We start from the raw sequence: 20,990 nt of genomic DNA on the forward strand, positions 1-20,990 counted from the left end.
GCCGCCAAGTGGATGCGGTCGATGCGTCAAGGCGGGAGATCTAGTTTTCCTGCATGGCGGCCCGTATGCGTTTTAGAGTGCGCCGGTCGGCCGTTCGCGATGAGGGGCGGCCGCTTGTGTGCAAGTGACGAAACTTCGAGGATCAGGATGACGCGCTCGGCGACAGGGAATGCTTACTTCGCGCATATCGACGGATTGCGTGCATTGGCGGTGCTGTCGGTCATCGCCTATCACCTGGACGCCAGCTGGTTGCCCGGTGGCTTCACCGGCGTCGATATATTTTTCGTTATCTCGGGGTTTGTGGTCAGTGCGTCGGTCGATCGATTACCGCGCATTGCGGTGGCCGCCGAGTTGGCGCGGTTTTATGCGCGCCGCTTGCGGCGTATCGCACCGGCCTTGCTGGTCTGCGTGCTGGTCACCGCGCTGTTTTCGACCTTGTTCATTCCCGAGTCGTGGCTGAGCGAAGCCAGCACCAAGACCGGGCGCATGGCCTTGTTCGGGCTGAGCAACTGGGTGTTGGCCAGCGTCGGCCAGGATTATTTTTCTCCGCGTGCCGAGTTCAATCCGTATACGCAGACCTGGTCGCTGGGCGTGGAGGAACAGTTCTATCTGCTGTTTCCGTGGATGTTCCTGGCCTGGATGCGTGGCGGTGCCGGACGTGCCTGGTCGCTGGGCCTGTTCGCGCTCGCCAGCGCGGCCTCGCTGGGCTATGCCTGGCAGCGCACGCAGGTGCCGGGACACGAGGTCACTTCGTTCTATCTGACCACCGCACGCTTTTGGCAACTGGGTGCCGGCGTGGTGTTGTTTCAGCTGATGGCACTGCTGCGCCGCCGCGACGGGCAGCGTGTGTTCGCAGCAGGCATCGGCCTGCCTGCACCGTTGCGCGCAATTCTGTTGCTGTTGGCCTTGGCAGGCATCGGCAACGGACTGTGGAATGCGCGGCCTGGGCATTCGCCCTGGAGCGATGGCCTGTGGCCGGCGGTTGGCACGCTGGTGGTGTTGGCGTTGCTGCATCGGCACAGCGAGGGCTGGATCGGGCGCGTGTTGTCCGCCAGGCCGGTGGTGACGATCGGGCGCATCTCGTATTCGTTGTATCTGTGGCACTGGCCTGTGCTGGTGCTGCTGCGCTGGACGATCGGGCTGGATGCGGTGGCGGCCAAGCTGCTGGCGCTGGTGCTGACGGTCGTTTGCGCGGCGGCGTCGTATCGCTGGGTGGAACTGCCTTGGCGCAATCGGCGTATGGGTGGCTGGTCGAACGTGCGCGTGGTGATGGCCGGCCTCGCTGCGTTGGTGCTGGCCTTCGGCGTGCAATCGGCAGTGATCAAGTCGACGCCGTATACCTCGTTGAGTGTGGTCAGCCGCCACCCGCTGGATTGGTATGCGTATGCGCGCGGCTTGCGCAAGGAGCTGCCGGACTGCCGCCTGATCGCCAGCAACGCATCGGTGGGCGGTCAGCCGGTGCGCATCTTCGCGCGCGGGAAGTGTTCGCGTCCTGCGGCCAGCCAGCGCCAGGTCTTTGTGATCGGCGATTCGCATGCGCTGGCCTACAACGAAATGCTGCGGCGTTTTCCGTTGCTGGAAGGCGGCAGCGTGCGCATGTATGGCGTGGCCGGGTGTGCGGTCGCATCGATGCAGCCGGGTGGTCAGGGCGCAGGTTGCGACGCGTTCCTGCGACCGGCGCTGGAGGACGTGGCGGGCAGGGCGCGTGCGGGCGATGTGCTGTTCCTGCCTGGTTTGCGGGTGCCGCGGCTGGCCGAGCAGGACGTGTTGTTCGACCTGCACGGCAATATCGCCACGCTGCAGAGCGAGCCGGCACAGCGCGAGCGCGATGCGACGGTGGCGGCGACGATCGCATTGCTGGCACCGGTGCAGGCGCGGGGCGTTCTGATTGTGTTCGAAGCGCCCAAACCGGTGCTCAGGGCACCGCCTTACCGATGTTCGGACTGGTTCAATCGTGGCAATGCGATCTGCGCCAACGGCATGCAGATCGAGCGCAAGGCGATGGAAGACTATCGCGCGCCGGCACTTGATGGATTGCGTCGCATCGCATCCGGGCTAGGGGGCGCCAGCATCTGGGACCCGCTGCCGTCGCTGTGCGATGCGCAGGTGTGCGCGCCGACACAGCAGGGCCGGCCGCTGTTCTTCGATGCCGACCACTTGAGCGGGTATGGCAACCGTGTGCTGCTGCCGGGTTTCGCGGCGCATCTGCGTGGCTTGCCGGCGTCGGCACCGGTGGCTCAATAAAGGACCGGCTGCTCAGGAAAGGTTGACGTGCCGCTGGCGATACACGGGCCGGTCACGGCGCGCGCGGCACCATCGCCGCGTTATTGTCGACGCAGCCGGGCATGGTGCCCACTGCGTCGCTGCCCACTTCTGCCGATGGTGCCGCGTATGTCCTTGTTGTCGAACGTGTTGAAGTCCCGTGCCGTTGCGTCGGTTGCCTCCACCGCGCGTGGCGCTTCGGGTTTGCAGGCGACGCGCGCCACGGTGTTGGCCGCTGCCATGTTTGCGTTATGCGGGATGAGTGGGCAGGCCGCTGCGCAGACGGAGGATGCCCCTGCGTTTGACCGTCCCGGCATTCCGTTTGCCGCCGAAGTGCTGCAGCCCGGCGTGTTCGCCTGGGAGCAGGGTCTGCCGGATGCGAGTACCGATCGCAGCGACGGGCAGCGAATCACCCAGTACACCGCCGATACAGTGCTGCGCCTGGGCCTGTTCCAGAACGTGGAACTGCAGGTCGGCAGCGACAGCTACAACTGGCAGCACGGTGGCGGTGCGCATGTGCGCGGCGGAGGCGATAGCCATATCGGTCTGAAGGTGGCATTGCCGTCGCAGTCGGACAGCTTTCATTGGGCCGCGCTCGGCAGCTACAGCGTGCCGACCGGCAGCGCTGCCTTCAGCGATGGCTACGCGCGCGAACTGGGCGTGACCGCGTCCTGGGATCTGGCCCAGCAGCGCGCACTGGCGCTATACGTCAACTATGCGCGCGACAGCGACGGGCATACCTGGACCTTCTCGCCCAACTACACGTTCTTTTCCGGTGAGCGTTTCAGCAGTTATGTCGAGGCAGGCTTCGATACCGGCGGCGAGCATTCGCGCGTGGCCGGCGCCGGCGGTGCCTGGCAGTTGCCGCATGCGATGCAGCTGGATGTCTCGGTGCTGCGCGGGCTGACCTCCGAGAGCCCGGACTGGCAGGGCGGGATCGGCCTGTCGATTGCCTTTCAGTGATGGCAAGATGGAAGGCGGCGGCAGCGTCGCGGCCGCTGTCCATGTTGCACTGCCGCATGCATTGAGTGCGTGGAAAAGGCCTAATTGGATCGATCCAATCGACGCCAGATGCATGCGCACTTTTCCCATTGCAAGGTCGGCAACGTGACGCGTGCCAAACCGGCGCCCTCCGCTTCGGAGGATGGCGACGCGCGCCGCAGCGGACGCGGGCCGGTGACCCTGCGCGATATCGCCAGTGCCATCGGCGTATCGCGCGCGACGGTGTCGTTGGTGCTGCGCGGCAGCCCGCTGGTGCATGCGACCACGCGCGCGCGCGTGGAGGCCGAACTGGATCGGCAGCACTACGTCTACAACCGTGCTGCGGCCAATCTGCGCTGCCGCACCTCATCCAGCATCGCGCTGGTCATCAACGATCTGTCCAATCCGTTCTTTGCCGAATTCGCCGCAGGCGTGGACGAAGCGCTGGGCGCGGCGGGTTATGTGACCCTGCTCGGCAGCACCGGCGAATCGACGCAGCGCCAGCAGGCGGTGCTGACCTCGTTGATGGAGCACACCCCTGCCGGCATCATCCTGTCGCCGGCCGAAGGCAGCCAGGCACAGGCGCTGACCCAGGTGCTGGGACGACAACACAACGTGGTGTTGTTCAACCGCGAAGTGGAGGGCGCGGGCTGGGATCTGCTGGCGCTGGACAACGAGCAGGGCGCGTTGCTTGCCTGCGCGCATCTGATTGCGCAAGGCCACCGGCGCATCGTGTTCTTCGGTGGTCATGCCGAATCCAGTTCCTGCCGGCAACGCCGTGCCGGTTACGCGCGCGCGATGGCCGACGCCGGTCTGGCCGTGCATTACGTTGAATCCGCACCGAATCGACAGGATGCTGCGCTGTGCGCCGGTCGCATGTTGGACAGCGCCGAGCACGATCGCGCAACTGCGGCGGTCTGCTACAACGATAGCGTCGCGTTGGGCCTGATGGCCGCACTGGCGATGCATGGCATCGTGCCGGGGCGCGATTTCGCGGTGACCGGCTTCGACGATATCGCCGAAGCCGCGTTGTTCACGCCCGCGCTGACCACGCTGGCCGCAGATCCGCGCGCGCGCGGGCGCCAGGCTGCGCAACTGGTGTTGCAGCGTATCGGGAGTCCCGCCCTTGCATCGCAGCGTCTGACCGCCGCAGTCGAATTGAAGATCCGCGCCAGCAGCGCCAGCGCGTTGAGCTCCGTGATTCCGCTTTACTCCCCCAGCGATTCCCCCGCCCATTCCCCCACCAAGGCCTCAGGCCGCTGACCAGGCAATTCCTATGGTTTCCCTTTCCACGCAGTCCACAGTGCCTAGCGGCAACAAGGCGCCCGTCAACAACGGCGTTGCGTTGTCGGTCGTCACCACGATCTTCTTCATGTGGGGCTTTCTCACCTGCCTCAACGACATCCTGATCCCGCATCTGAAGGCGGTGTTCGAGCTCAACTTCGCGCAGGCGATGCTGGTGCAGTTCACCTTCTTCGGCGCGTACTTCCTGATGTCGCTGCCGGCCGGTTGGCTGGTGGCCAGGCTTGGCTACAAGCAAGGCATCGTGGCCGGGCTGGCGGTTGCCGCGGTCGGTGCGCTGGGCTTCTGGCCTGCGGCGGAATTGCGCGTCTATGGCGCATTTCTCGGCGCGTTGTTCGTGCTGGCCACCGGCATCACCATCCTGCAGGTGGCGGCCAACCCGTATGTCGCGCTGCTGGGCCCGGAGCGCAGTGCGTCCAGCCGCTTGACCCTGGCGCAGGCGCTCAATTCGCTGGGTACTGCGATCGCGCCGCTGTTCGGTGGCTGGCTGATCCTGTCCAACACCGTCATGAGCGGCGACCAGCTCAAGGTGCTGCCGGAAGCCGAGCAACTGGCCTATCGCGTGCAGGAAGCGCAGGCCGTGCAGGGGCCGTACATCGGTCTGGGCATCGTGCTGTTTCTGCTGGCGATCTTCGTGTTCCTGTTCCGTCTGCCGGCCCTGACCGATGTGGGCGCGCAGAAGGATGAAAGCAGGCATTCGCTGCTGGATGCGCTGGCGCATCCGCATGTGCGCTTTGGTGTGTTGGCGATCTTTTTCTATGTCGGTGCGGAAGTGGCAATCGGCAGCCTGATGGTCAACTATTTCTCGTTGCCGCAGATCGGCGGGTTCACCGAACGCGAAGCGACCCACTACGTGTCGGCGTACTGGACGCTGGCGATGATCGGCCGTTTCATCGGTTCGGCCTTGCTGGCCAAGTTGTCGCCGCGCGTGCTGTTGTCGGTGTTCGCCGGGATCAACGCACTGCTGCTGGGCCTGACCATGGCCAGCGGCGGCATGCTGGCGGTGTATGCGCTGGTGGCGATCGGCCTGTTCAATTCGATCATGTTCCCGACCATCTTTACGCTGGGCATCGAGCGGCTTGGCCCGCTGACCGGCCGCGCCTCGAGCCTGTTGATCATGGCCATCGTCGGCGGCGCCATCGTGCCGTATCTGCAGGGCCTGCTGGCCGACAGCATCGGTCTGCACGAGTCGTTCGTGCTGCCGCTGGTGTGCTATCTCTACATCGTGTTCTACGGCATCTGGGGCTCGCGTCTGCGCGGCCCACTGGCGGAGGCGCGCGCATGAGTGCCTTGAAGAACCGGGTGGTGTGTTTTGGCGAGGCCTTGATCGACATGCTGGCACTGCCGCAGGCGGGTCCGGATGAGGCGCGCACGTTTGCGCAATACGCCGGCGGTGCGCCGGCCAATGTCGCGGTCGCGGTGGCGCGCCTGGGTGGCGCAGCGCATTTCGTCGGCATGCTGGGGCGCGACATGTTCGGCGATTTTTTGCTGCAGAGCCTGCAGCAGGCCGGTGTCGCCACCGATGGCATCGTGCGCACCGATGAGGCCAAGACTGCGCTGGCTTTTGTTGCACTGGATGAAGCCGGCGAACGCAGTTTCAGTTTCTACCGTCCGCCTGCGGCGGATCTGCTGTTCCGGCCGGAGCATTTCGCCGCGGACGGCTTCACGCAGGCTGCCGTGCTGCATGTGTGTTCCAACAGCATGACCGAGCCGGCGATCGCGCAATGCACGCTGGACGGCATGCGCCGCGCACGCGCCGATGGCGCCATCGTCAGCCTGGATCTCAACCTGCGCCCGATGCTGTGGCCGCAGGATGTGGACCCGGCTGCACTGCTGTGGGAGGCGTTGGCGCTGGCCGATGTGGTCAAGCTCTCGCGCGAAGAACTCGATTACCTGGCCGGCACGCTCGATGGCGACGCCAGCGCGGTCACCCGCAAGCTCTGGCAGGGCCAGGCCAGCTGGTTGCTGGTCACCGACGGTGGTGGCCCGGTGCACTGGCAGACACGCACCGATTCGGGTCAGGTGCCGGCCTTCCGCGTGCAGGTGCGCGACAGCACGGCAGCGGGCGATGCGTTCGTCGGTGGCTTGCTGTTTCAGCTGGCGACGCGTGCATCCACGCTGGAGCAGCTGTCCGGCGATGCCGCTGCGATCACCGAGGTGATCCGCTTTGCCGCGGCGGTCGGCGCGCTCGCGGTGACGCGCAAGGGCGCGTTTGCGGCCATGCCGAGCGTCGATGAAGTCCATTCCCTGATCCAGGAACAATCATGAGCCGTTTGCCTGCGAGCCCCGCACCCGATTTCCGTTCGGCCGATGTGCTGCGTCAGCATATCGCCGACACCATGGCGTTCTACCACCCGCGCGCGATCGACCCGGCGGGCGGGTTTTTCCAGTATTTCCGCGACGATGGTTCGATCTACGATGCCGGGCATCGGCATCTGGTCAGCAGCACGCGCTTCGTCTTCAACTATGCGATGGCGTATCGCGAATTCGGCGATGCGCAGTACCTGCAGGCGGTGCGTCACGGCCTGGACTATCTGCGCAACGTGCATCGCAATCCGGCCACCGGCGGTTACGCATGGACATTGCGTGACGGCGTGGTCGAAGACGACATGAATCACTGCTACGGCGTGGCCTTCGTGCTGCTGGCGTATTCGTGCGGCCTGAAGGCGGGTGTCTATGAGGCGCGCGCATGGATGGACGAGACCTGGCAGCTGCTGGAAAAGCACTTCTGGGAGCCGGAATTCGGCCTGTACCGCGACGAGGCCGATGCGCAATTCAACTTCACCAGCTACCGCGGCCAGAACGCCAACATGCACATGTGCGAGGCGATGATCGCCGCGTACGAAGCCAGTGGCGAGCAACGCTACCTGGACCGTGCGCTGTCGCTGGCCGACACCATGACCCGGCGCCAGGCGGCCAAGGCCGACGGTCTGGTGTGGGAACACTACGATCTGCAATGGAATATCGACTGGGACTACAACCGCGACAATCCCAAGCACCTGTTCCGCCCCTGGGGTTTCCAGCCGGGCCATCAGACCGAATGGGCCAAGCTGCTGATGCTGCTGGATCGCTACGCACCGACCGACTGGTTGTTGCCGACCGCGCAACACCTGTTCGATGTGGCAGTGGAGCGCTCCTGGGATGCGCAGCGTGGCGGGCTGTATTACGGCTTCGACCCGGACGGCAAGGTTTGCGACGACGACAAGTATTTCTGGGTGCAGGCCGAATCGCTGGCGGCGGCGGCGTTGCTGGCGCAGCGCAGCGGCGAGCCGCGCTATTGGCAGTGGTACGACAAGCTCTGGGCGTATTCCTGGGAGCACATGATCGACCATCGCTATGGTGCGTGGTACCGCATTCTGGACGCGGACAACCGCAAGTACAGCGACGAAAAGAGCCCCGCCGGCAAGACCGATTACCACACCATGGGCGCCTGCTACGAGGTCTTGAACGTGTTGCGGCCGGCTGCTTGATGCTGGCGTGATCAAGGGCGCCGCCGCGCAATGCGTCGGCGCCGCGTAGGAGCGCACCCAGGCGCGATGCGGATTTACCGGTAAAGCCTCGTCGCGCCCGGGTGCGCTCCTGCGATGTCTGTGGTCTGCGGCTGTGCTTATTCCGGGTCGTAATCCAGATTCGATGCCAGCCAACGTTCTGCCAATGCCACGGTGATGCCCTTGCGCCTGGCGTAGTCGGCCACCTGTTCCTTGCCCAGGCGCCCGACCACGAAGTACTGGCTCTTGGGATGGCTGAAGTAGTAGCCGGAGACCGCTGCGGTGGGCAGCATCGCGAAACTTTCGGTCAGCGTCATCGTGGTATGACGCTCGGCATCGAGCAGGTCGAACAGGGTGCGCTTTTCGCTGTGCTCGGGGCAGGCGGGATACCCCGGTGCCGGGCGAATGCCGCGATAGCGCTCGGCGATCAGCGCCTCGTTGTCCAGCGTCTCATCCTCCACATAGCCCCAGAATTCGGTGCGCACGCGTTGATGCAGGCGCTCGGCCAGCGCCTCGGCCAGACGGTCGGCCAGGGCCTTGAGCAGAATCGAATTGTAGTCGTCATGCGCGGCTTCGAACCGCGCCACATGCGGCTCGATGCCGATGCCGGCGGTGACCGCAAACGCGCCGATCCAGTCCTGCTTGCCGCTGCTCTTGGGCGCGATGAAATCGGCCAGGCAGAAGTCGGGGCGGTCGACGGGTTTGTCGACTTGTTGGCGTAAGAAGTGCAAGAGCTGCCGGGATTGGGCATTCGGGATTTGGGATTGGCCGGGCTGCTGCGAATCTCCAATCCCGTTTGCCGAATCCCGGTGGTCTGTCAGCACCACTTCCACGTCATCGCCCACACTGTTTGCCGGCCACAGCCCGAACACCGCCTTCGCGGTCAGCCATTTTTCGGCGACGATGGTGCGCAGCATCTTGCGTGCATCGCGGTACAACTCGCTGGCCTGGGTGCCGACCACCTCGTCGCTGAGGATCGCCGGGAACTTGCCGGCCAGCTCCCAGGCCTGGAAGAACGGGGTCCAGTCGATCAGCTCGATCAACTCCTGCAGCGGATAGTCGTCGAACACGTGCAGGCCGGGCTGACGCGGGGCGGGCGGTGTGTAGGTGCCCCAATCACCATCGAAACGCTGTGCGCGTGCCTTTTCCAGCGACACCAGGCGTTTGGCGTCGCCGCGGTTGCGATGGCGGGCGCGGATCTCTGCGTAGTCGGCATCGTTGGCGGCAACGAAGGCCTGGCGCAGGTCGCGCGAGATCAGCGATTGCGCAACGCCCACCGCGCGCGAGGCGTCCTTCACCCACACGGTGGGGGCGGTGTAATGCGGGTCGATCTTCAAGGCGGTGTGTGCGCGTGAGGTGGTGGCGCCACCGATCAACAGCGGAATCTCGAAGCCTTGTCGCTGCATCTCGCGTGCGACATGCGACATCTCTTCCAGCGACGGCGTGATCAGGCCGGACAAGCCGATCAGGTCCGCATTCTCTGCGCGCGCACGGTCCAGTATCACCTGCGCCGACACCATCACGCCCAGGTCCACCACGTCGAAGTTGTTGCATGCCAGCACCACGCCGACGATGTTCTTGCCGATGTCGTGCACATCGCCCTTGACGGTGGCCATGATGATCTTGCCGTTGGACTTGCCGACATCACCGGTCCGCAGCTTTTCCGCTTCGATGAAGGGCAGCAGGTACGCCACCGCCTTCTTCATCACACGCGCGGACTTGACCACCTGCGGCAGGAACATCTTGCCGGCGCCGAACAGGTCGCCGACCACGTTCATGCCGTCCATCAGCGGGCCTTCGATCACGTCCAGCGGGCGGGTGGACTGCTGGCGCGCTTCCTCGGTATCGGTTTCCACGAATGCGTCGATGCCGTGCACCAGCGCATGCGCCAGCCGCGCACGCACCGGCTTCTCGCGCCAGGCCAGGTCTTCGACTTTCGCCGCGCCCTTGCTGCCTTTATAGCGCTCTGCAATTTCGAGCAAGCGTTCGGTGCCGTCCTTGCGGCGATTGAGGACCACATCCTCCACGCGTTCGCGCAGTTCCGGGTCGAGCTCGTCGTAGATCGGCATGCCGCCGGCGTTGACGATGCCCATGTCCATGCCGGCCTTGATCGCATGGAACAGGAACACCGAGTGGATCGCCTGGCGCACCATCTCGTTGCCGCGAAACGAGAACGACACGTTGGAAACGCCGCCGGAAACATGGCAGTGCGGCAGCGTGCGTTTGATCTGCCGGGTGGCTTCGATGAAGTCCACCGCGTAGTTGTCGTGCTCCTCGATGCCGGTGGCCACGGCAAAGATGTTCGGGTCGAAGATGATGTCTTCCGGCGGAAAGCCCACCTGCTCGGTCAGCACCTTGTAGGCGCGCGTGCAGATCTCGACCTTGCGCGCGCAGGTATCGGCCTGGCCCACTTCGTCGAAGGCCATCACCACCGCGGCAGCGCCATAGCGCAGCACCTTGCGCGCCTGTTCGATGAACAGCGCCTCGCCTTCCTTGAGCGAGATCGAGTTGACTACGCTCTTGCCTTGCAGGCACTTCAGGCCGGCTTCGATCACGCTCCACTTGGACGAATCCACCATCACCGGAATGCGCGCGATATCCGGCTCGGACATGATCAGGTTGAGAAAGCGCGTCATCGCCTTTTCCGAATCGATCAGGCCCTCGTCCATGTTGACGTCGAGGATCTGCGCACCGTTGGCGACCTGCTGGCGCGCCACCTCCACCGCCTCTTCGTAGCGCTCTTCCTTGATCAGCTTGCGGAACTGCGCGCTGCCGGTGACGTTGGTGCGCTCGCCCACGTTGACGAACAACAGGTCCGGGGTGATGACCAGCGGTTCCAGGCCGGATAGGCGGGTGTGGCGGGGAGTGCTCATGCGATGCTCTGAAGAAGGGCGGCCGCGTTGCTAGCCCGGATCGGAAAAGGAAGTGACGGGACGCAGTCGTCTGCACTCATCCGGCGCTGCACGCCTGCTTCCCCCGCATGCGGATGAAGGTGCCCGAAGGACGGATGAGTGTCATCGCTCTGCATCACGCTGCCAGCTCCTGCGCGCCAGGCAATTGCCGCGGCGGCAGGTCGGCGACCGCTTGGGCGATCGCACGGATGTGATCCGGCGAGGTGCCGCAGCAGCCGCCGACCAGATTGAGCAGGCCGGCCTGCGCAAATTCGCGCAAGGTTTCGGCCATTTCTTCCGGGGTTTCGTCGTACTCGCCGAAGGCATTCGGCAGGCCGGCATTGGGATGCGCGCTGACATAGGCGTCGGCAATCTGCGCCAGCGTTTCCACGTGCGGGCGCAGGTCCTTGGCACCGAGCGCGCAGTTCAGGCCCACCGACAGCGGCCGTCCGTGCGCGACCGAGGCGTAGAACGCCTCGGCTGTCTGGCCGGACAAGGTGCGTCCGGAGGCATCGGTGATGGTGCCGGAGATCATCACCGGCAGGCGCCCGCCGCGCGCTTCGAACACTTCCTCGATGGCATACAGCGCGGCCTTGGCGTTGAGCGTGTCGAAGATGGTTTCCACCATCAGCGTGTCGGCACCGCCGTCGATCAAACCGTCGATGGCCTCACGATAGGTGTCGCGCAAGGCATCGAAGCTGGTGTTGCGGTAGCCGGGGTCGTTGACGTCCGGGCTGATCGAGGCGGTGCGGCTGGTGGGGCCGAGCACGCCGATCACGAAGCGCGGTTTATGCGGGGTCAGCGCCTCGACTTCGTCGCAGCAGGCGCGCGCGACCTGCGCGCCGGCCTTGTTCAATTCGTAGACCAGATGTTCCAGGTGATAGTCGGCCTGGCTCACCGAGGTGGCGTTGAAGGTATTGGTTTCCAGCAGGTCGGCACCGGCGTCCAGATAGGCGCGATGGATGCCGGCGATGATCTCCGGGCGCGACAGCAACAGCAGGTCGTTGTTGCCTTTCAGGTCGTGGCCTTCCGGCGCGTGTGCGTGATCGCAGCCCGGGCCATGTACGTGCACCTGCGCGCTGTCGTAACCGTCGGCAAAGCGGCTGCCGCGGTAGTCGCGCTCCTGCAGATCGTGGCGCTGGATCATCGTGCCCATCGCGCCATCGATGATGAGGATGCGTTCGGCGAGCGCGGCAGTGAGTCTGGCGGCGCGTTCGGGATGCAGCCAGGGCAGTGCAAACGGGATTGGAGCTTGGGGATTGGATACCTGCGTCATGATTCAGCTCTCCGCGAAGCAGCGCCTTTGCTTTCAACGATTCCCGATTCCCGATTCCCAATTCCCGGCTTCACCGCAATCAATGAAATCACCTCGAAATGCGGCGGGCGCTTCTCGCGCGTCACCGTCTCCAGGCTGGACACGTCCAGCCCGGCTTTCTCGGCAAACCTGCGCAGTTCCTTGGCAGCAAAGCCAAGATTGACGTGGCCATAGGCATGCACCGCGGCACGGTGTTCGTGCTTGGCCAGGCTGCACAGCAGCAGGCGACCGCCGGGGCGCAGCACGCGCGCGGATTCGGCCACTGCCTGCGCCGGCTTGGCTGCGTAGGTGAGCGCATGCATCAGCACCACCAGGTCGAAGCTGGCATCGGGAAACGGCAGCGCATGCATGTCACCCTCGCGCACTTCCACATTGCGCAGCTTGCGCAGGCGCTCGCTGGCGGCGGCGACCACGCGTGCGCTGGTGTCGATGCAGATGTAGCGGGTGGCATGTGGTGCCACCAGCTCGGCCAGCACGCCGTCGCCGGAGGCGATGTCGAGCACGTCGCCGGTTTCCAGCAGAGGCAGGGCGGTGCGCGCCAGCGCCTCCCAGGTGCGCCCCGGGGAGTAGTGTCGTTCCATGTCGCCGGCCACCGAATCGGCCCAGTTCTGGTCGGCGGCGCGGTTGGCCAGCACTGCCGCCACGCGCTCGGCGTCCTGACGCAGTAGCGGATCGTCGCTGCCGGTGCTCAATGCCAGCCACAGGGCGCGCTGCGCCGGATCCAGCGACACCTCGTCGAAACGGTAGTAAGCCGACACGCCGGCGCGGCGGTCGCGCACCAGCCCGGCTTCCTTGAGCTTGGCCAGGTGCGTGGACACGCGCGGTTGGGCCAGGCGGGTGATCGCCGACAGCTCGGCCACGGTGAGTTCTTCCTGCTCCAGCAAGGTCAGCAGGCGGACGCGGGTGGCGTCGGCAAATACCTTCAGGCGCGCCGACCAGTCTTCCAGATCCATGAATATCTCTATATCGCGATATGGAGATATTTTCGGTCGGGCAGGGTGTGGGGTCAACTACATACGCATGCGAATGGTTGGAGCTACAATGGGCGCTCAGCCTAGGCCTGGAGGGGTGCGACGTGGATTTCAGCTTTACCGAAGAACAATTGATGATCCAGGATGTGGCCCGCCGCATCGCCCAGGAAAAGATCGCCCCCAGCGCGGAGCAGTTCGATCGCAGCGGCGAGTTCCCGCTGGAGAACATCCGCCTGCTCGGCGAAAACGGCCTGATGGGCATCGAGGTGCCGGCCGAGTACGGTGGCGCCGGCATGGACCCGATCAGCTATGCGCTGGCAATGATCGAGATCGCCGCCGCCGACGGCGCGCATTCCACCATCGTGTCGGTCAACAACTCGCTGTTTTGCACCGGCATCCTGAAGAACGGCAGCGAGGCGCAGAAACAGCTGTACGTGCGCGCGATCGCCGAAGGCGCGCAGATCGGCGCGTTCGCACTGACTGAGCCGCAGTCCGGTTCGGATGCCTCGGCGATGCGCTGCCGCGCGGTCAAGCAGGCCGATGGCAGCTTTGTGATCAACGGCAAGAAGAGCTGGATCACCTCCGGCCCGGTCGCCAAGTACATCGTGTTGTTTGCGGTGACCGAGCCGGACAAGGGCTCGCGCGGCATCACCGCTTTCATGGTCGACGCCGATCGCGCCGGCTTCCATCGCGGCAAGACCGAGCCCAAGCTCGGCATCCGTGCCTCGGCCACCTGCGAGATCGAATTTGCCGATTACATTGCCCAGCCCGACGAAGTGCTGGGCGTGGAAGGCGAGGGCTTCAAGACCGCGATGAGCGTGCTCGACGCCGGGCGCATCGGCATCGCGTCGCAGGCGGTCGGCATCGCGCGTGCGGCCTATGAAGCGACCCTGGCCTACGTTAAGGAGCGCAAAGCCTTCGGTGCGGCCATCGGCACCTTCCAGATGACCCAGGCCAAGATCGCCGACATGAAGTGCAAGCTGGATGCAGCGCTGCTGCTGACGCTGCGCGCGGCCTGGTTGAAGGGGCAGGGCCAGAAGTTCGGCACCGAAGCGGCCGTGGCCAAGCTCACCGCCTCGGAGGCGGCGATGTGGATCACCCATCAGGCTGTGCAGATCCACGGCGGCATGGGCTATTCGAAGGAAATGCCGCTGGAGCGTTACTTCCGCGACGCCAAGATCACCGAAATCTACGAGGGCACCTCGGAAATCCAGCGCCTGGTGATCGCGCGTGGCGAGACCGGCTTGCGCTGAAGGGCCTGATCCGGCAGTACGCCGCGGTCGACACCATCGGCCCGAGCTGCGCAGCAGTCGATCCGGCACCGTGACGCTGGCGATTGCCTCGCACTATGTAGGAGCGCGCTTGCGCAAACGTGAGCGGTCAGATATCACAGAAGCGCCGTACATCGCACATGGTTGCGCCCGACCTTGTCGCGCGCGGCGCGCGCGGATCACAATCGCAGCTTCTCTGGCCTCTGGTGCGCGCATGCCCCGGTCCTTGCACGCTGTGTTTTCCCGCCTTTCGTTGTCCGCCCGTGTTCCGGTGCTTGTGTGTTGGGGGCTGTTGCTGGTCTGCGCTGCGGCAAGTGCGCAAACGCCGCCGCCCTCGATCGTGCCCACCGACCGCCTGCAGGAAGCCTGGTGGGCGCAGCGGCATGCGCAGGTGCTGGAGCAGGTGAAGCAGCACGCCGACACGCCGCTGTTGTTGATCGGCGATTCGATCACCCAGAACTACGAAAAAGCCAAGGCGCCGGACGAGGATTTTCAGCCGACCTGGCAAACCTTCTACGGCAGCCGTGGCGCGCTCAATCTGGGCTTCAGCGGCGATGGCACCGAGAACGTGCTGTGGCGGCTGGCCAATGGCGAGGTCGATGGCCTGCAGCCCAAGGTCGCGCTGGTATTGATCGGTACCAACAACACCGGCCACCTCGGCCAGACCGCGGAGCAGGCCCAGCTCGGTATCGATGCGGTGGTGGCGGCGATCGAACAGAAGTTGCCGCGCACCCAGATCTTGCTGGTGGGTGTGCTGCCCAGCGACATCTCCGGCGAGAAGTCGCGCCGCGACGCGCAGATCAACCAGGGCCTGGCGGTGCGCTATGGCGACAATCCACGCGTGACCTATCTGGATGTGGGGTCGATCTTCCAGCGCGACGGCAAGCTGCGCACCGAGCTGTTTTACGACACCCGTTTCCGTCCGCCGGCCGCTGCCCTGCATCCGGACACGCAAGGCCAGCGCATGCTGGCCGAGGCGATCGAGCCGACCCTGGCGCGCCTGCTGGGCGAGGCGCCGGTCAAGCCGGTTGCCGCGCTGGGCCGCGATTTTGCGACCTCGCTGATTCCGGTCGACCGGCTGGAGCAGGACTCCTACGACTGGTATGCGCGTCACCATGCGGCGCTGGCCGCAGCGCGAACGCTCAAGCCCGAGGTGGTGGTGATCGGCGATTCGATCACGCACTTCTGGGCCGGCCCGCCGCAGGCCACGCGTGTCAGTGGCCCCGAGTCCTGGAGCTGGTTGTACGGCAGGGTCCCGGTGCTGAATCTGGGCTTTGGCTGGGACCGCACCCAGAACGTGCTGTGGCGCATCCGCCAGGGCGAGCTCGACGGCCTGGATCCGCGCTGGGTGGTGCTGCATATCGGCACCAACAACCTCACCGGCACCGCGCAAGCGCGCGCCTCCACGCCGGCCGAGACCGCGCAGGGTGTGGAGGCGGTGGTGAGCGAGGTGCGTCGCCGTTTGCCCAGGAGTCAGCTGATCCTGATGGCGATCATGCCGCGCGGCCGCCATGCCGGGGATGCGCAGCGCGCGCCCATTGCCGAGACCAATCGGCTGCTGGCCGCGCGTTATGGCAAGGATCGGTCCGTGCGTCTGGTCGACATCGGGCCTCGGATGCTGCAGCCGGACGGGACCTTGCCCGAGGCGCTGATGCCCGACGGCACCCATCCCAGTGAGACCGGGTATGCGATCTGGGCCACGGCGCTGCGCGAGGCGGGCATCACGGCAACGCCATAAGCCGTCCTGCGCTGCGGAGTCGGGGCAGTGGCCTCGAAGAGGGCGCTGCTGTCGCGCAGCAGGCTATCCGGTTGCACGGTTGCTGCGTCATGGCGTGAGCGGAATGAAGCGCCGGCCGCCGATCAATAGCGGGCTGCCATCGGCCGGCAACGCAGGCGCACGGCCACCGTCAGAACTTTTCGGACCCCAGAAACCAGAAGACCCCCGATCGCTCGGAGGTCTTTTTAAACTGGTGCCCAGAAGAGGACTCGAACCTCCACGAAGTTGCCCCCGCTAGCACCTGAAGCTAGTGCGTCTACCAATTCCGCCACCTGGGCAGGTGAGCCGCGAATTTTGCAGACTCCCGGCGGGCTTGTCAATGCCTGGTGGCCGGCAATTGCGACCGGCCGGGCGAGGCGTGCCGCCCATGGCGCGGCCGCAAGGGGTACCATGTAAGCAATGACAAAGAAAAACACCCCAGATTCCGATCGGCCCAGTCGCCGCAAGTCCACCAGCCCGGGCGAGTCCACCACCGCCGAAAAACAGAAGTTGCCGGGCTGGATGCCGGACTTCCTGGTCCGCGCCGCCGCCGGTGCGTCGACCAAGTCCGCCAACAAACGCGCTGCCGACAAGGCCGCCAACGCCTCGCCAGAGCTGCCGGTAGCGCCCGCGCTGCCCACGCCGCCGGCACCACGCGCACCGCATCCGCGCAAGAGCGGTCCGCCGGCGCCGCCGCCGGAACGCTTCCAGCAGGCGCCGACCGAAGCGCCCGCCCCGGCGGCGGAGTTCAAGGACCCGCATGCCGACCGCGAGGCACTGCGCTACGCCGAGCCGATCGCCAGCCGCGAGGCCATCCTGCAGTTGCTCGACGCCTGCGATGGCCCGCAGACCGCCGAGGAAATCGCCGAACAACTCAATCTCAGCGACCGCATCGACGCGCTGAGCAAGCGCCTTGCAGCGATGGTGCGCGAAGCGCAGCTGGTGCAGAACCGTCGCGGCGGCTACGCGCCGGTGCAGCAGACCAGCCTGATCGCCGGCGTGGTGATCGCCAATCCGGAAGGCTTCGGTTTCCTCAAGCCGGACGAGGGTGGCGACGACCTGTTCCTGCCGCCTTATGAAATGCGCAAGGTCATGCACGGCGATCGTGCGCTGGCCAACGTCACCGGCATTGACCGCCGCGGCCGTCGCGAAGGTGCGATCGCCCGCGTGCTCGAACGCCGTATGTCGCGCATGCTCGGACGCTTCTTCTACGAGCATGGCGTGGCCTATGTCGACCCGGACGACAAGCGCGTGCAACGCAACGTGCAGATCGCACCTGACGGTATCGGCGAGGCGCGCGAAGGGCAGTTGGTGGTGTGCGAACTGATCGCGCCGCCGGATGCGCGGCGCCCGGCGATCGGCAAGATCATCGCGGTGCTCGGTGACAAGCTCACCCCGTCGCTGGTGGTGGAGATGGCCATCCACGGCCATGAGCTGCCGCACGAATTTCCGCAGGAAGTGCTGGACGAGGCCGCGGCAGTGCCGTTGGTGGTCGAGCCGCAGATGATCGGCGGGCGCGTGGATCTGCGGCAGATGCCGCTGGTCACCATCGACGGCGAAGACGCCAAGGATTTCGACGACGCGGTGTATTGCGAGCCCAATGTCGACGGTTTCCGTCTGGTGGTGGCGATCGCCGACGTGTCCAACTATGTGCGTCCGGGCACGCCGCTGGACGATGAAGCACAAAAGCGTGCCACCTCGGTGTATTTCCCGGGTTTCGTGGTGCCGATGCTGCCGGAGACGCTGTCCAACGGCATCTGCTCGCTGATGCCCAAGGTCGACCGCATGTGCTTCGTCTGCGATATGCAGGTGGGGCGCGACGGCGAAGTCACCGGTTCGCGTTTCTACGAAGCGGTGATGAACTCGCATGCGCGCCTGACCTATAACCAGGTCTGGAAGGCGGTGGGCGAAGACGACGCCGACACCAAGGCCTTCATCGGCCCGTTGCTGCCGCAGGTGCAGCGCCTGCACCAGCTGTACAACGTGCTGTCCAAGGCGCGCACGCAGCGTGGCGCGATCGAGTTCGAAACCTCCGAAGTGCGCTTCGTGCTCGACAACACCGGCGAAGTCACCCAGGCCGGCATGCTGGTGCGCAACGATGCGCACAAGCTGATCGAAGAATGCATGATCGCCGCCAACGTCGAGGCCGCGCGTTACCTGCTGAGCATGCATGTGCCGGCGCCGTACCGCGTGCACGAGCGGCCGCCGGAGAGCAAGTACGAAGACCTGCTGGAGTTCCTCAAGGAATTCCAGCTGAGCCTACCGGCATGGAGCAAGGTGCGCCCCGGTGACTACACCAAGTTGCTGAAGAAAGTGCGCGCGCGCCCCGACGCGGCGCTGCTGGAGTCGGTGCTGCTGCGCAGCCAGAGCCTGGCGGTGTATTCGCCGGACAACAACGGTCACTTCGGTCTGGCGCTGGAGGCGTATGCGCACTTCACCTCGCCGATCCGGCGTTACCCGGACCTGCTGGTGCACCGCGCGATCAAGCACGCCCTGACCGGTGCCAGCCCGGAAAAATACATCTATACCCCGCGTCAGATGGCGGCCTTGTCGCTGCAGTGTTCCGAGCGTGGTCGGCGTGCCGACGAAGCCGAACGCGAAGTCGACGAGCGGTATCGCGCCGCGTGGATGGAAAAGCATGTCGGCGGCCAGTTCGATGGCGTGATCAGCGGCGTGACCGGGTTCGGCCTGTTCGTGGAGTTGACCCAGTCCAAGGTCAACGGCCTGGTGCATGTCACCCAGCTGCCGCAGGACTATTACCAGTTCGATCCGATCCGCAAGACGCTCAGTGGCGAGCGCCGTGGCCGCACGTTCCGTCTGGGCGATCCGGTGCGGGTGCTGGTGCTGAAGGCCAGCATGGAAGAGCGCAAGATCGACTTCCGCCTGGCCGAGGATCGCGGCGATTCGCCCGAACCGCCGCCGCCGCCGAGCGCTCAGCCGGCCAAGCGCAAGAAAAAACAGTACTAAGCGCGTCTGCAGGATCACAAGCCGCCGTCCGGCGGCGGCTCGCGATGTATACGGACCGCCGGATATGAGCGGCAGGTCGTTGCGGGCAGACGCTCGCAACGCGCGCTGGGTGCCCACTTTCAAGGCTTGAGGCGACGATGGACGCAGCAATCGAGTACAGCGGTGGCTGCCAGTGCGGTGCCGTGCGTTTCCACGTGCGCGGCAGGCTGACGGACGCCTCGATCTGCCATTGCCGCATGTGTCAAAAAGCCTTCGGTGCCTACTACGCGCCGTTGGTTTCGGTGCGCGGTGTCGAGTTCAGCTGGACACGCGGCGAGCCGAAGCGCTTCGCCTCTTCATCGATGGTGTTGCGTGGCTTCTGCGCCGAATGTGGAACGCCGCTGACCTATGAAGCGCCCGACGGCCTGGCGATTGCTGCCGGTGCGTTCGATACGCCCGAGCAGCTGCCTCCGGCAATCCAGTACGGGGTGGAGCGCAAGCTGCCGTTCGTCGATGCATTGGCCGATCTACCGGCGCGCACCACCGAGGACGATGTCGCCGCATTGGCGTTTCTGGCCGATGTGGTGTCAAGGCAGCACCCGGATCACGATACCGCGCAGTGGCCAGTGTGAGTCCGCGCCCGCAGGCGTGAGTGCCTACCGCAGGGGCGCGCGACAGCGGGGTGCGTGCAGGTGCCGGCACCATCACAACGGGGCGAGCGCCATCTTCGATCCCCGCAATCGGCCGTACAGCGTGCTGAAGTTCTGGCCGTGGCCCAGGAGCACCGCGATCTCCTTGCCGCCAGCGCCGTCTGCGCTCCGGCCGTGACGTGGCAGGCCGCAGGCCCTACCATTCCCCTTTATCTCTTCGTATCCGGCGCAATGAGCAGCAAGCAGAATCAGTGGATCGTCGGCGTCAACGCCGTCGCCTCGTCCGTCGAGAACGACGCCGACAACGTGCGCGAGGTCTTGATCGAGGCCGGCAGCAAGAATCCGCGCCTGATCGAGATCGAAGAGCAGGCCCGCCGCAAGGGCATCGACGTGCGCCGGGTCAACACCCAGGCACTCGATGGCGTCGGTGGGCAGGTGCGCCACCAGGGCGTGGTCGCGCGTTATGCCGCAGCGCGGCTGTGGGCCGAAAACGAGCTCGAAGCACTGGTGACCGCCGCCGAGGGACGTGCCTTGCTGCTGATCCTCGATGGCGTGCAGGACCCGCACAATCTCGGTGCATGCCTGCGCAGCGCGGCGGCGGCCGGCGTCACTGCGGTGGTCATTCCCAAGGACAAGTCGGCCACGGTCAACGCGACCGTGCGCAAGACCTCGGCCGGTGCGGCCGACCGTATTCCGGTGGTCGCGGTGACCAATCTGGCGCGTTGCCTGCGCGATCTGCAGAAGCAGGGCGTGTGGCTGTATGGCCTGGCCGGTGAAGCCGAGGCGTCGCTGTACAGCGTGGACCTGCGCGGCAACGTCGGGCTGGTGCTCGGTGGCGAGGCCGACGGCCTGCGTCGTCTCACCCGCGAGCACTGCGATGGTCTGGTCAAGATCCCGATGCCGGGCGATATCGAAAGCCTCAACGTGTCGGTGGCCGCCGGCGTGACCCTGTTCGAAGCGGTACGCCAGCGCCTGGGCGCCTGAAGCGGCGACCGAAACGACTGCGCTCACCGCCAGGTGGGCGCGGGCGCGGCCGATGCCCCGACTCGGCACGCACCACCGTGCACTGCGCTTGCTGCACGTCGTCCGCATCCAGCTGGCGACTGTTCGCCCTGTGTTGCCAACCACTCCGCATCGCACGTGCGTGCCGATGGCGA

At 65.6% G+C, this 20,990-nt stretch carries 14 protein-coding genes, 1 tRNA gene and 1 other RNA gene; 12 read left to right on the forward strand and 4 right to left on the reverse strand.

From position 1 onward, the window contains the following. The first annotated feature begins 147 nt into the window (after positions 1 to 147). The 6 genes from ACCQ04_RS07620 (at position 148) to ACCQ04_RS07645 (ending at position 8,015) form a co-directional block, all read left to right on the forward strand. Positions 148 to 2,244 (forward strand): acyltransferase family protein, encoded by a 2,097-nt coding sequence (locus ACCQ04_RS07620; RefSeq protein WP_226426509.1) that lies wholly within the window; start codon positions 148 to 150, stop codon positions 2,242 to 2,244. Positions 2,245 to 2,379: 135 nt separating this feature from the next. Beyond that, positions 2,380 to 3,225 carry a transporter gene (locus ACCQ04_RS07625; protein WP_226426508.1) on the forward strand — a complete coding sequence of 282 codons (846 nt, stop codon included), beginning with the start codon at positions 2,380 to 2,382 and terminating at the stop codon, positions 3,223 to 3,225. A gap of 108 nt (positions 3,226 to 3,333) precedes the next feature. Further along, positions 3,334 to 4,506, forward strand: coding sequence for a LacI family DNA-binding transcriptional regulator (locus ACCQ04_RS07630; RefSeq protein ID WP_226426507.1), 1,173 nt, complete (start codon positions 3,334 to 3,336; stop codon positions 4,504 to 4,506). A gap of 13 nt (positions 4,507 to 4,519) precedes the next feature. Beyond that, positions 4,520 to 5,830 (forward strand): L-fucose:H+ symporter permease, encoded by a 1,311-nt coding sequence (fucP, locus tag ACCQ04_RS07635; RefSeq protein ID WP_226426506.1) that lies wholly within the window; start codon positions 4,520 to 4,522, stop codon positions 5,828 to 5,830. Further along, positions 5,827 to 6,813, forward strand: coding sequence for a carbohydrate kinase family protein (locus ACCQ04_RS07640; RefSeq protein ID WP_024939350.1), 987 nt, complete (start codon positions 5,827 to 5,829; stop codon positions 6,811 to 6,813). The genes fucP and ACCQ04_RS07640 overlap by 4 nt, the downstream gene beginning before the upstream one ends. After that, entirely contained in the window at positions 6,810 to 8,015 is a 1,206-nt protein-coding gene (locus ACCQ04_RS07645) for an AGE family epimerase/isomerase (protein ID WP_226426505.1), read from the forward strand. The genes ACCQ04_RS07640 and ACCQ04_RS07645 overlap by 4 nt, the downstream gene beginning before the upstream one ends. A gap of 137 nt (positions 8,016 to 8,152) precedes the next feature. On the opposite strand, the gene metH is transcribed toward ACCQ04_RS07645, so the two are convergent. The 3 genes from metH to ACCQ04_RS07660 all read right to left on the reverse strand — a co-directional run bounded on the left by metH (position 8,153) and on the right by ACCQ04_RS07660 (position 13,192). Further along, positions 8,153 to 10,906 carry a methionine synthase gene (gene metH, locus ACCQ04_RS07650; protein WP_226426504.1) on the reverse strand — a complete coding sequence of 918 codons (2,754 nt, stop codon included), beginning with the start codon at positions 10,904 to 10,906 and terminating at the stop codon, positions 8,153 to 8,155. Between the two features lie 154 nt (positions 10,907 to 11,060). Continuing rightward, a complete protein-coding gene (locus tag ACCQ04_RS07655; protein WP_167762773.1) occupies positions 11,061 to 12,200 on the reverse strand; it encodes a homocysteine S-methyltransferase family protein in 1,140 nt (379 codons plus the stop codon). Further along, positions 12,197 to 13,192, reverse strand: a complete 996-nt coding sequence (locus ACCQ04_RS07660) for an ArsR/SmtB family transcription factor (RefSeq protein ID WP_024940812.1) — start codon at positions 13,190 to 13,192, stop codon at positions 12,197 to 12,199. The genes ACCQ04_RS07655 and ACCQ04_RS07660 overlap by 4 nt, the downstream gene beginning before the upstream one ends. Positions 13,193 to 13,344: 152 nt before the next feature. On the opposite strand from ACCQ04_RS07660, the gene ACCQ04_RS07665 reads away from it, so the two are divergent. Both ACCQ04_RS07665 and ACCQ04_RS07670 read left to right on the forward strand, forming a co-directional pair. Then, a complete protein-coding gene (locus ACCQ04_RS07665) occupies positions 13,345 to 14,463 on the forward strand; it encodes an acyl-CoA dehydrogenase family protein (RefSeq protein WP_225874194.1) in 1,119 nt (372 codons plus the stop codon). A gap of 232 nt (positions 14,464 to 14,695) precedes the next feature. Further along, positions 14,696 to 16,219 carry a platelet-activating factor acetylhydrolase IB subunit gene (locus ACCQ04_RS07670; RefSeq protein ID WP_226426503.1) on the forward strand — a complete coding sequence of 508 codons (1,524 nt, stop codon included), beginning with the start codon at positions 14,696 to 14,698 and terminating at the stop codon, positions 16,217 to 16,219. Between the two features lie 230 nt (positions 16,220 to 16,449). Here the strand turns inward: ACCQ04_RS07670 and ACCQ04_RS07675 are convergent. Beyond that, positions 16,450 to 16,536: transfer RNA gene (locus ACCQ04_RS07675), tRNA-Leu, on the reverse strand. Positions 16,537 to 16,657: 121 nt separating this feature from the next. Between ACCQ04_RS07675 and rnr the strand changes: the two genes are divergently transcribed. The 4 genes from rnr (at position 16,658) to ACCQ04_RS07695 (ending at position 20,959) form a co-directional block, all read left to right on the forward strand. Next, positions 16,658 to 19,204 carry a ribonuclease R gene (gene rnr / locus ACCQ04_RS07680; protein ID WP_226426502.1) on the forward strand — a complete coding sequence of 849 codons (2,547 nt, stop codon included), beginning with the start codon at positions 16,658 to 16,660 and terminating at the stop codon, positions 19,202 to 19,204. 137 nt (positions 19,205 to 19,341) lie between these two features. Next, the gene (locus tag ACCQ04_RS07685; RefSeq protein ID WP_226426501.1) at positions 19,342 to 19,815 is read left to right on the forward strand and encodes a GFA family protein; all 474 of its coding nucleotides are present in this window, start codon (positions 19,342 to 19,344) and stop codon (positions 19,813 to 19,815) included. A 249-nt stretch (positions 19,816 to 20,064) separates the two neighbouring features. Next, on the forward strand, positions 20,065 to 20,817 hold the full coding sequence (rlmB, locus tag ACCQ04_RS07690; RefSeq protein WP_024940443.1) for a 23S rRNA (guanosine(2251)-2'-O)-methyltransferase RlmB: 753 nt from the start codon (positions 20,065 to 20,067) through the stop codon (positions 20,815 to 20,817). 67 nt (positions 20,818 to 20,884) lie between these two features. Continuing rightward, a non-coding RNA gene (locus ACCQ04_RS07695) (sX9 sRNA) lies at positions 20,885 to 20,959 on the forward strand. The last annotated feature ends 31 nt before the right edge of the window (positions 20,960 to 20,990 follow it).

It is taken from the genome of Xanthomonas sp. NCPPB 2866, assembly GCF_041475745.2.
Lineage (GTDB): Bacteria > Pseudomonadota > Gammaproteobacteria > Xanthomonadales > Xanthomonadaceae > Xanthomonas > Xanthomonas arboricola.

Bases quoted from the DNA above. Each gene is read 5' to 3' on its own strand.
- ACCQ04_RS07640 (WP_024939350.1), top strand. From the start codon at position 5,827: ATGAGTGCCTTGAAGAACCGGGTGGTGTGTTTTGGCGAGGCCTTGATC.
- ACCQ04_RS07620 (WP_226426509.1), top strand. From the start codon at position 148: ATGACGCGCTCGGCGACAGGGAATGCTTACTTCGCGCATATCGACGGA.
- ACCQ04_RS07625 (WP_226426508.1), top strand. From the start codon at position 2,380: ATGGTGCCGCGTATGTCCTTGTTGTCGAACGTGTTGAAGTCCCGTGCC.
- rnr (WP_226426502.1), top strand. From the start codon at position 16,658: ATGACAAAGAAAAACACCCCAGATTCCGATCGGCCCAGTCGCCGCAAG.
- ACCQ04_RS07630 (WP_226426507.1), top strand. From the start codon at position 3,334: ATGCATGCGCACTTTTCCCATTGCAAGGTCGGCAACGTGACGCGTGCC.
- fucP (WP_226426506.1), top strand. From the start codon at position 4,520: ATGGTTTCCCTTTCCACGCAGTCCACAGTGCCTAGCGGCAACAAGGCG.
- ACCQ04_RS07665 (WP_225874194.1), top strand. From the start codon at position 13,345: ATGATCCAGGATGTGGCCCGCCGCATCGCCCAGGAAAAGATCGCCCCC.
- ACCQ04_RS07685 (WP_226426501.1), top strand. From the start codon at position 19,342: ATGGACGCAGCAATCGAGTACAGCGGTGGCTGCCAGTGCGGTGCCGTG.
- ACCQ04_RS07660 (WP_024940812.1), bottom strand. From the start codon at position 13,192: ATGGATCTGGAAGACTGGTCGGCGCGCCTGAAGGTATTTGCCGACGCC.
- rlmB (WP_024940443.1), top strand. From the start codon at position 20,065: ATGAGCAGCAAGCAGAATCAGTGGATCGTCGGCGTCAACGCCGTCGCC.
- ACCQ04_RS07655 (WP_167762773.1), bottom strand. From the start codon at position 12,200: ATGACGCAGGTATCCAATCCCCAAGCTCCAATCCCGTTTGCACTGCCC.
- ACCQ04_RS07645 (WP_226426505.1), top strand. From the start codon at position 6,810: ATGAGCCGTTTGCCTGCGAGCCCCGCACCCGATTTCCGTTCGGCCGAT.
- metH (WP_226426504.1), bottom strand. From the start codon at position 10,906: ATGAGCACTCCCCGCCACACCCGCCTATCCGGCCTGGAACCGCTGGTC.
- ACCQ04_RS07670 (WP_226426503.1), top strand. From the start codon at position 14,696: ATGCCCCGGTCCTTGCACGCTGTGTTTTCCCGCCTTTCGTTGTCCGCC.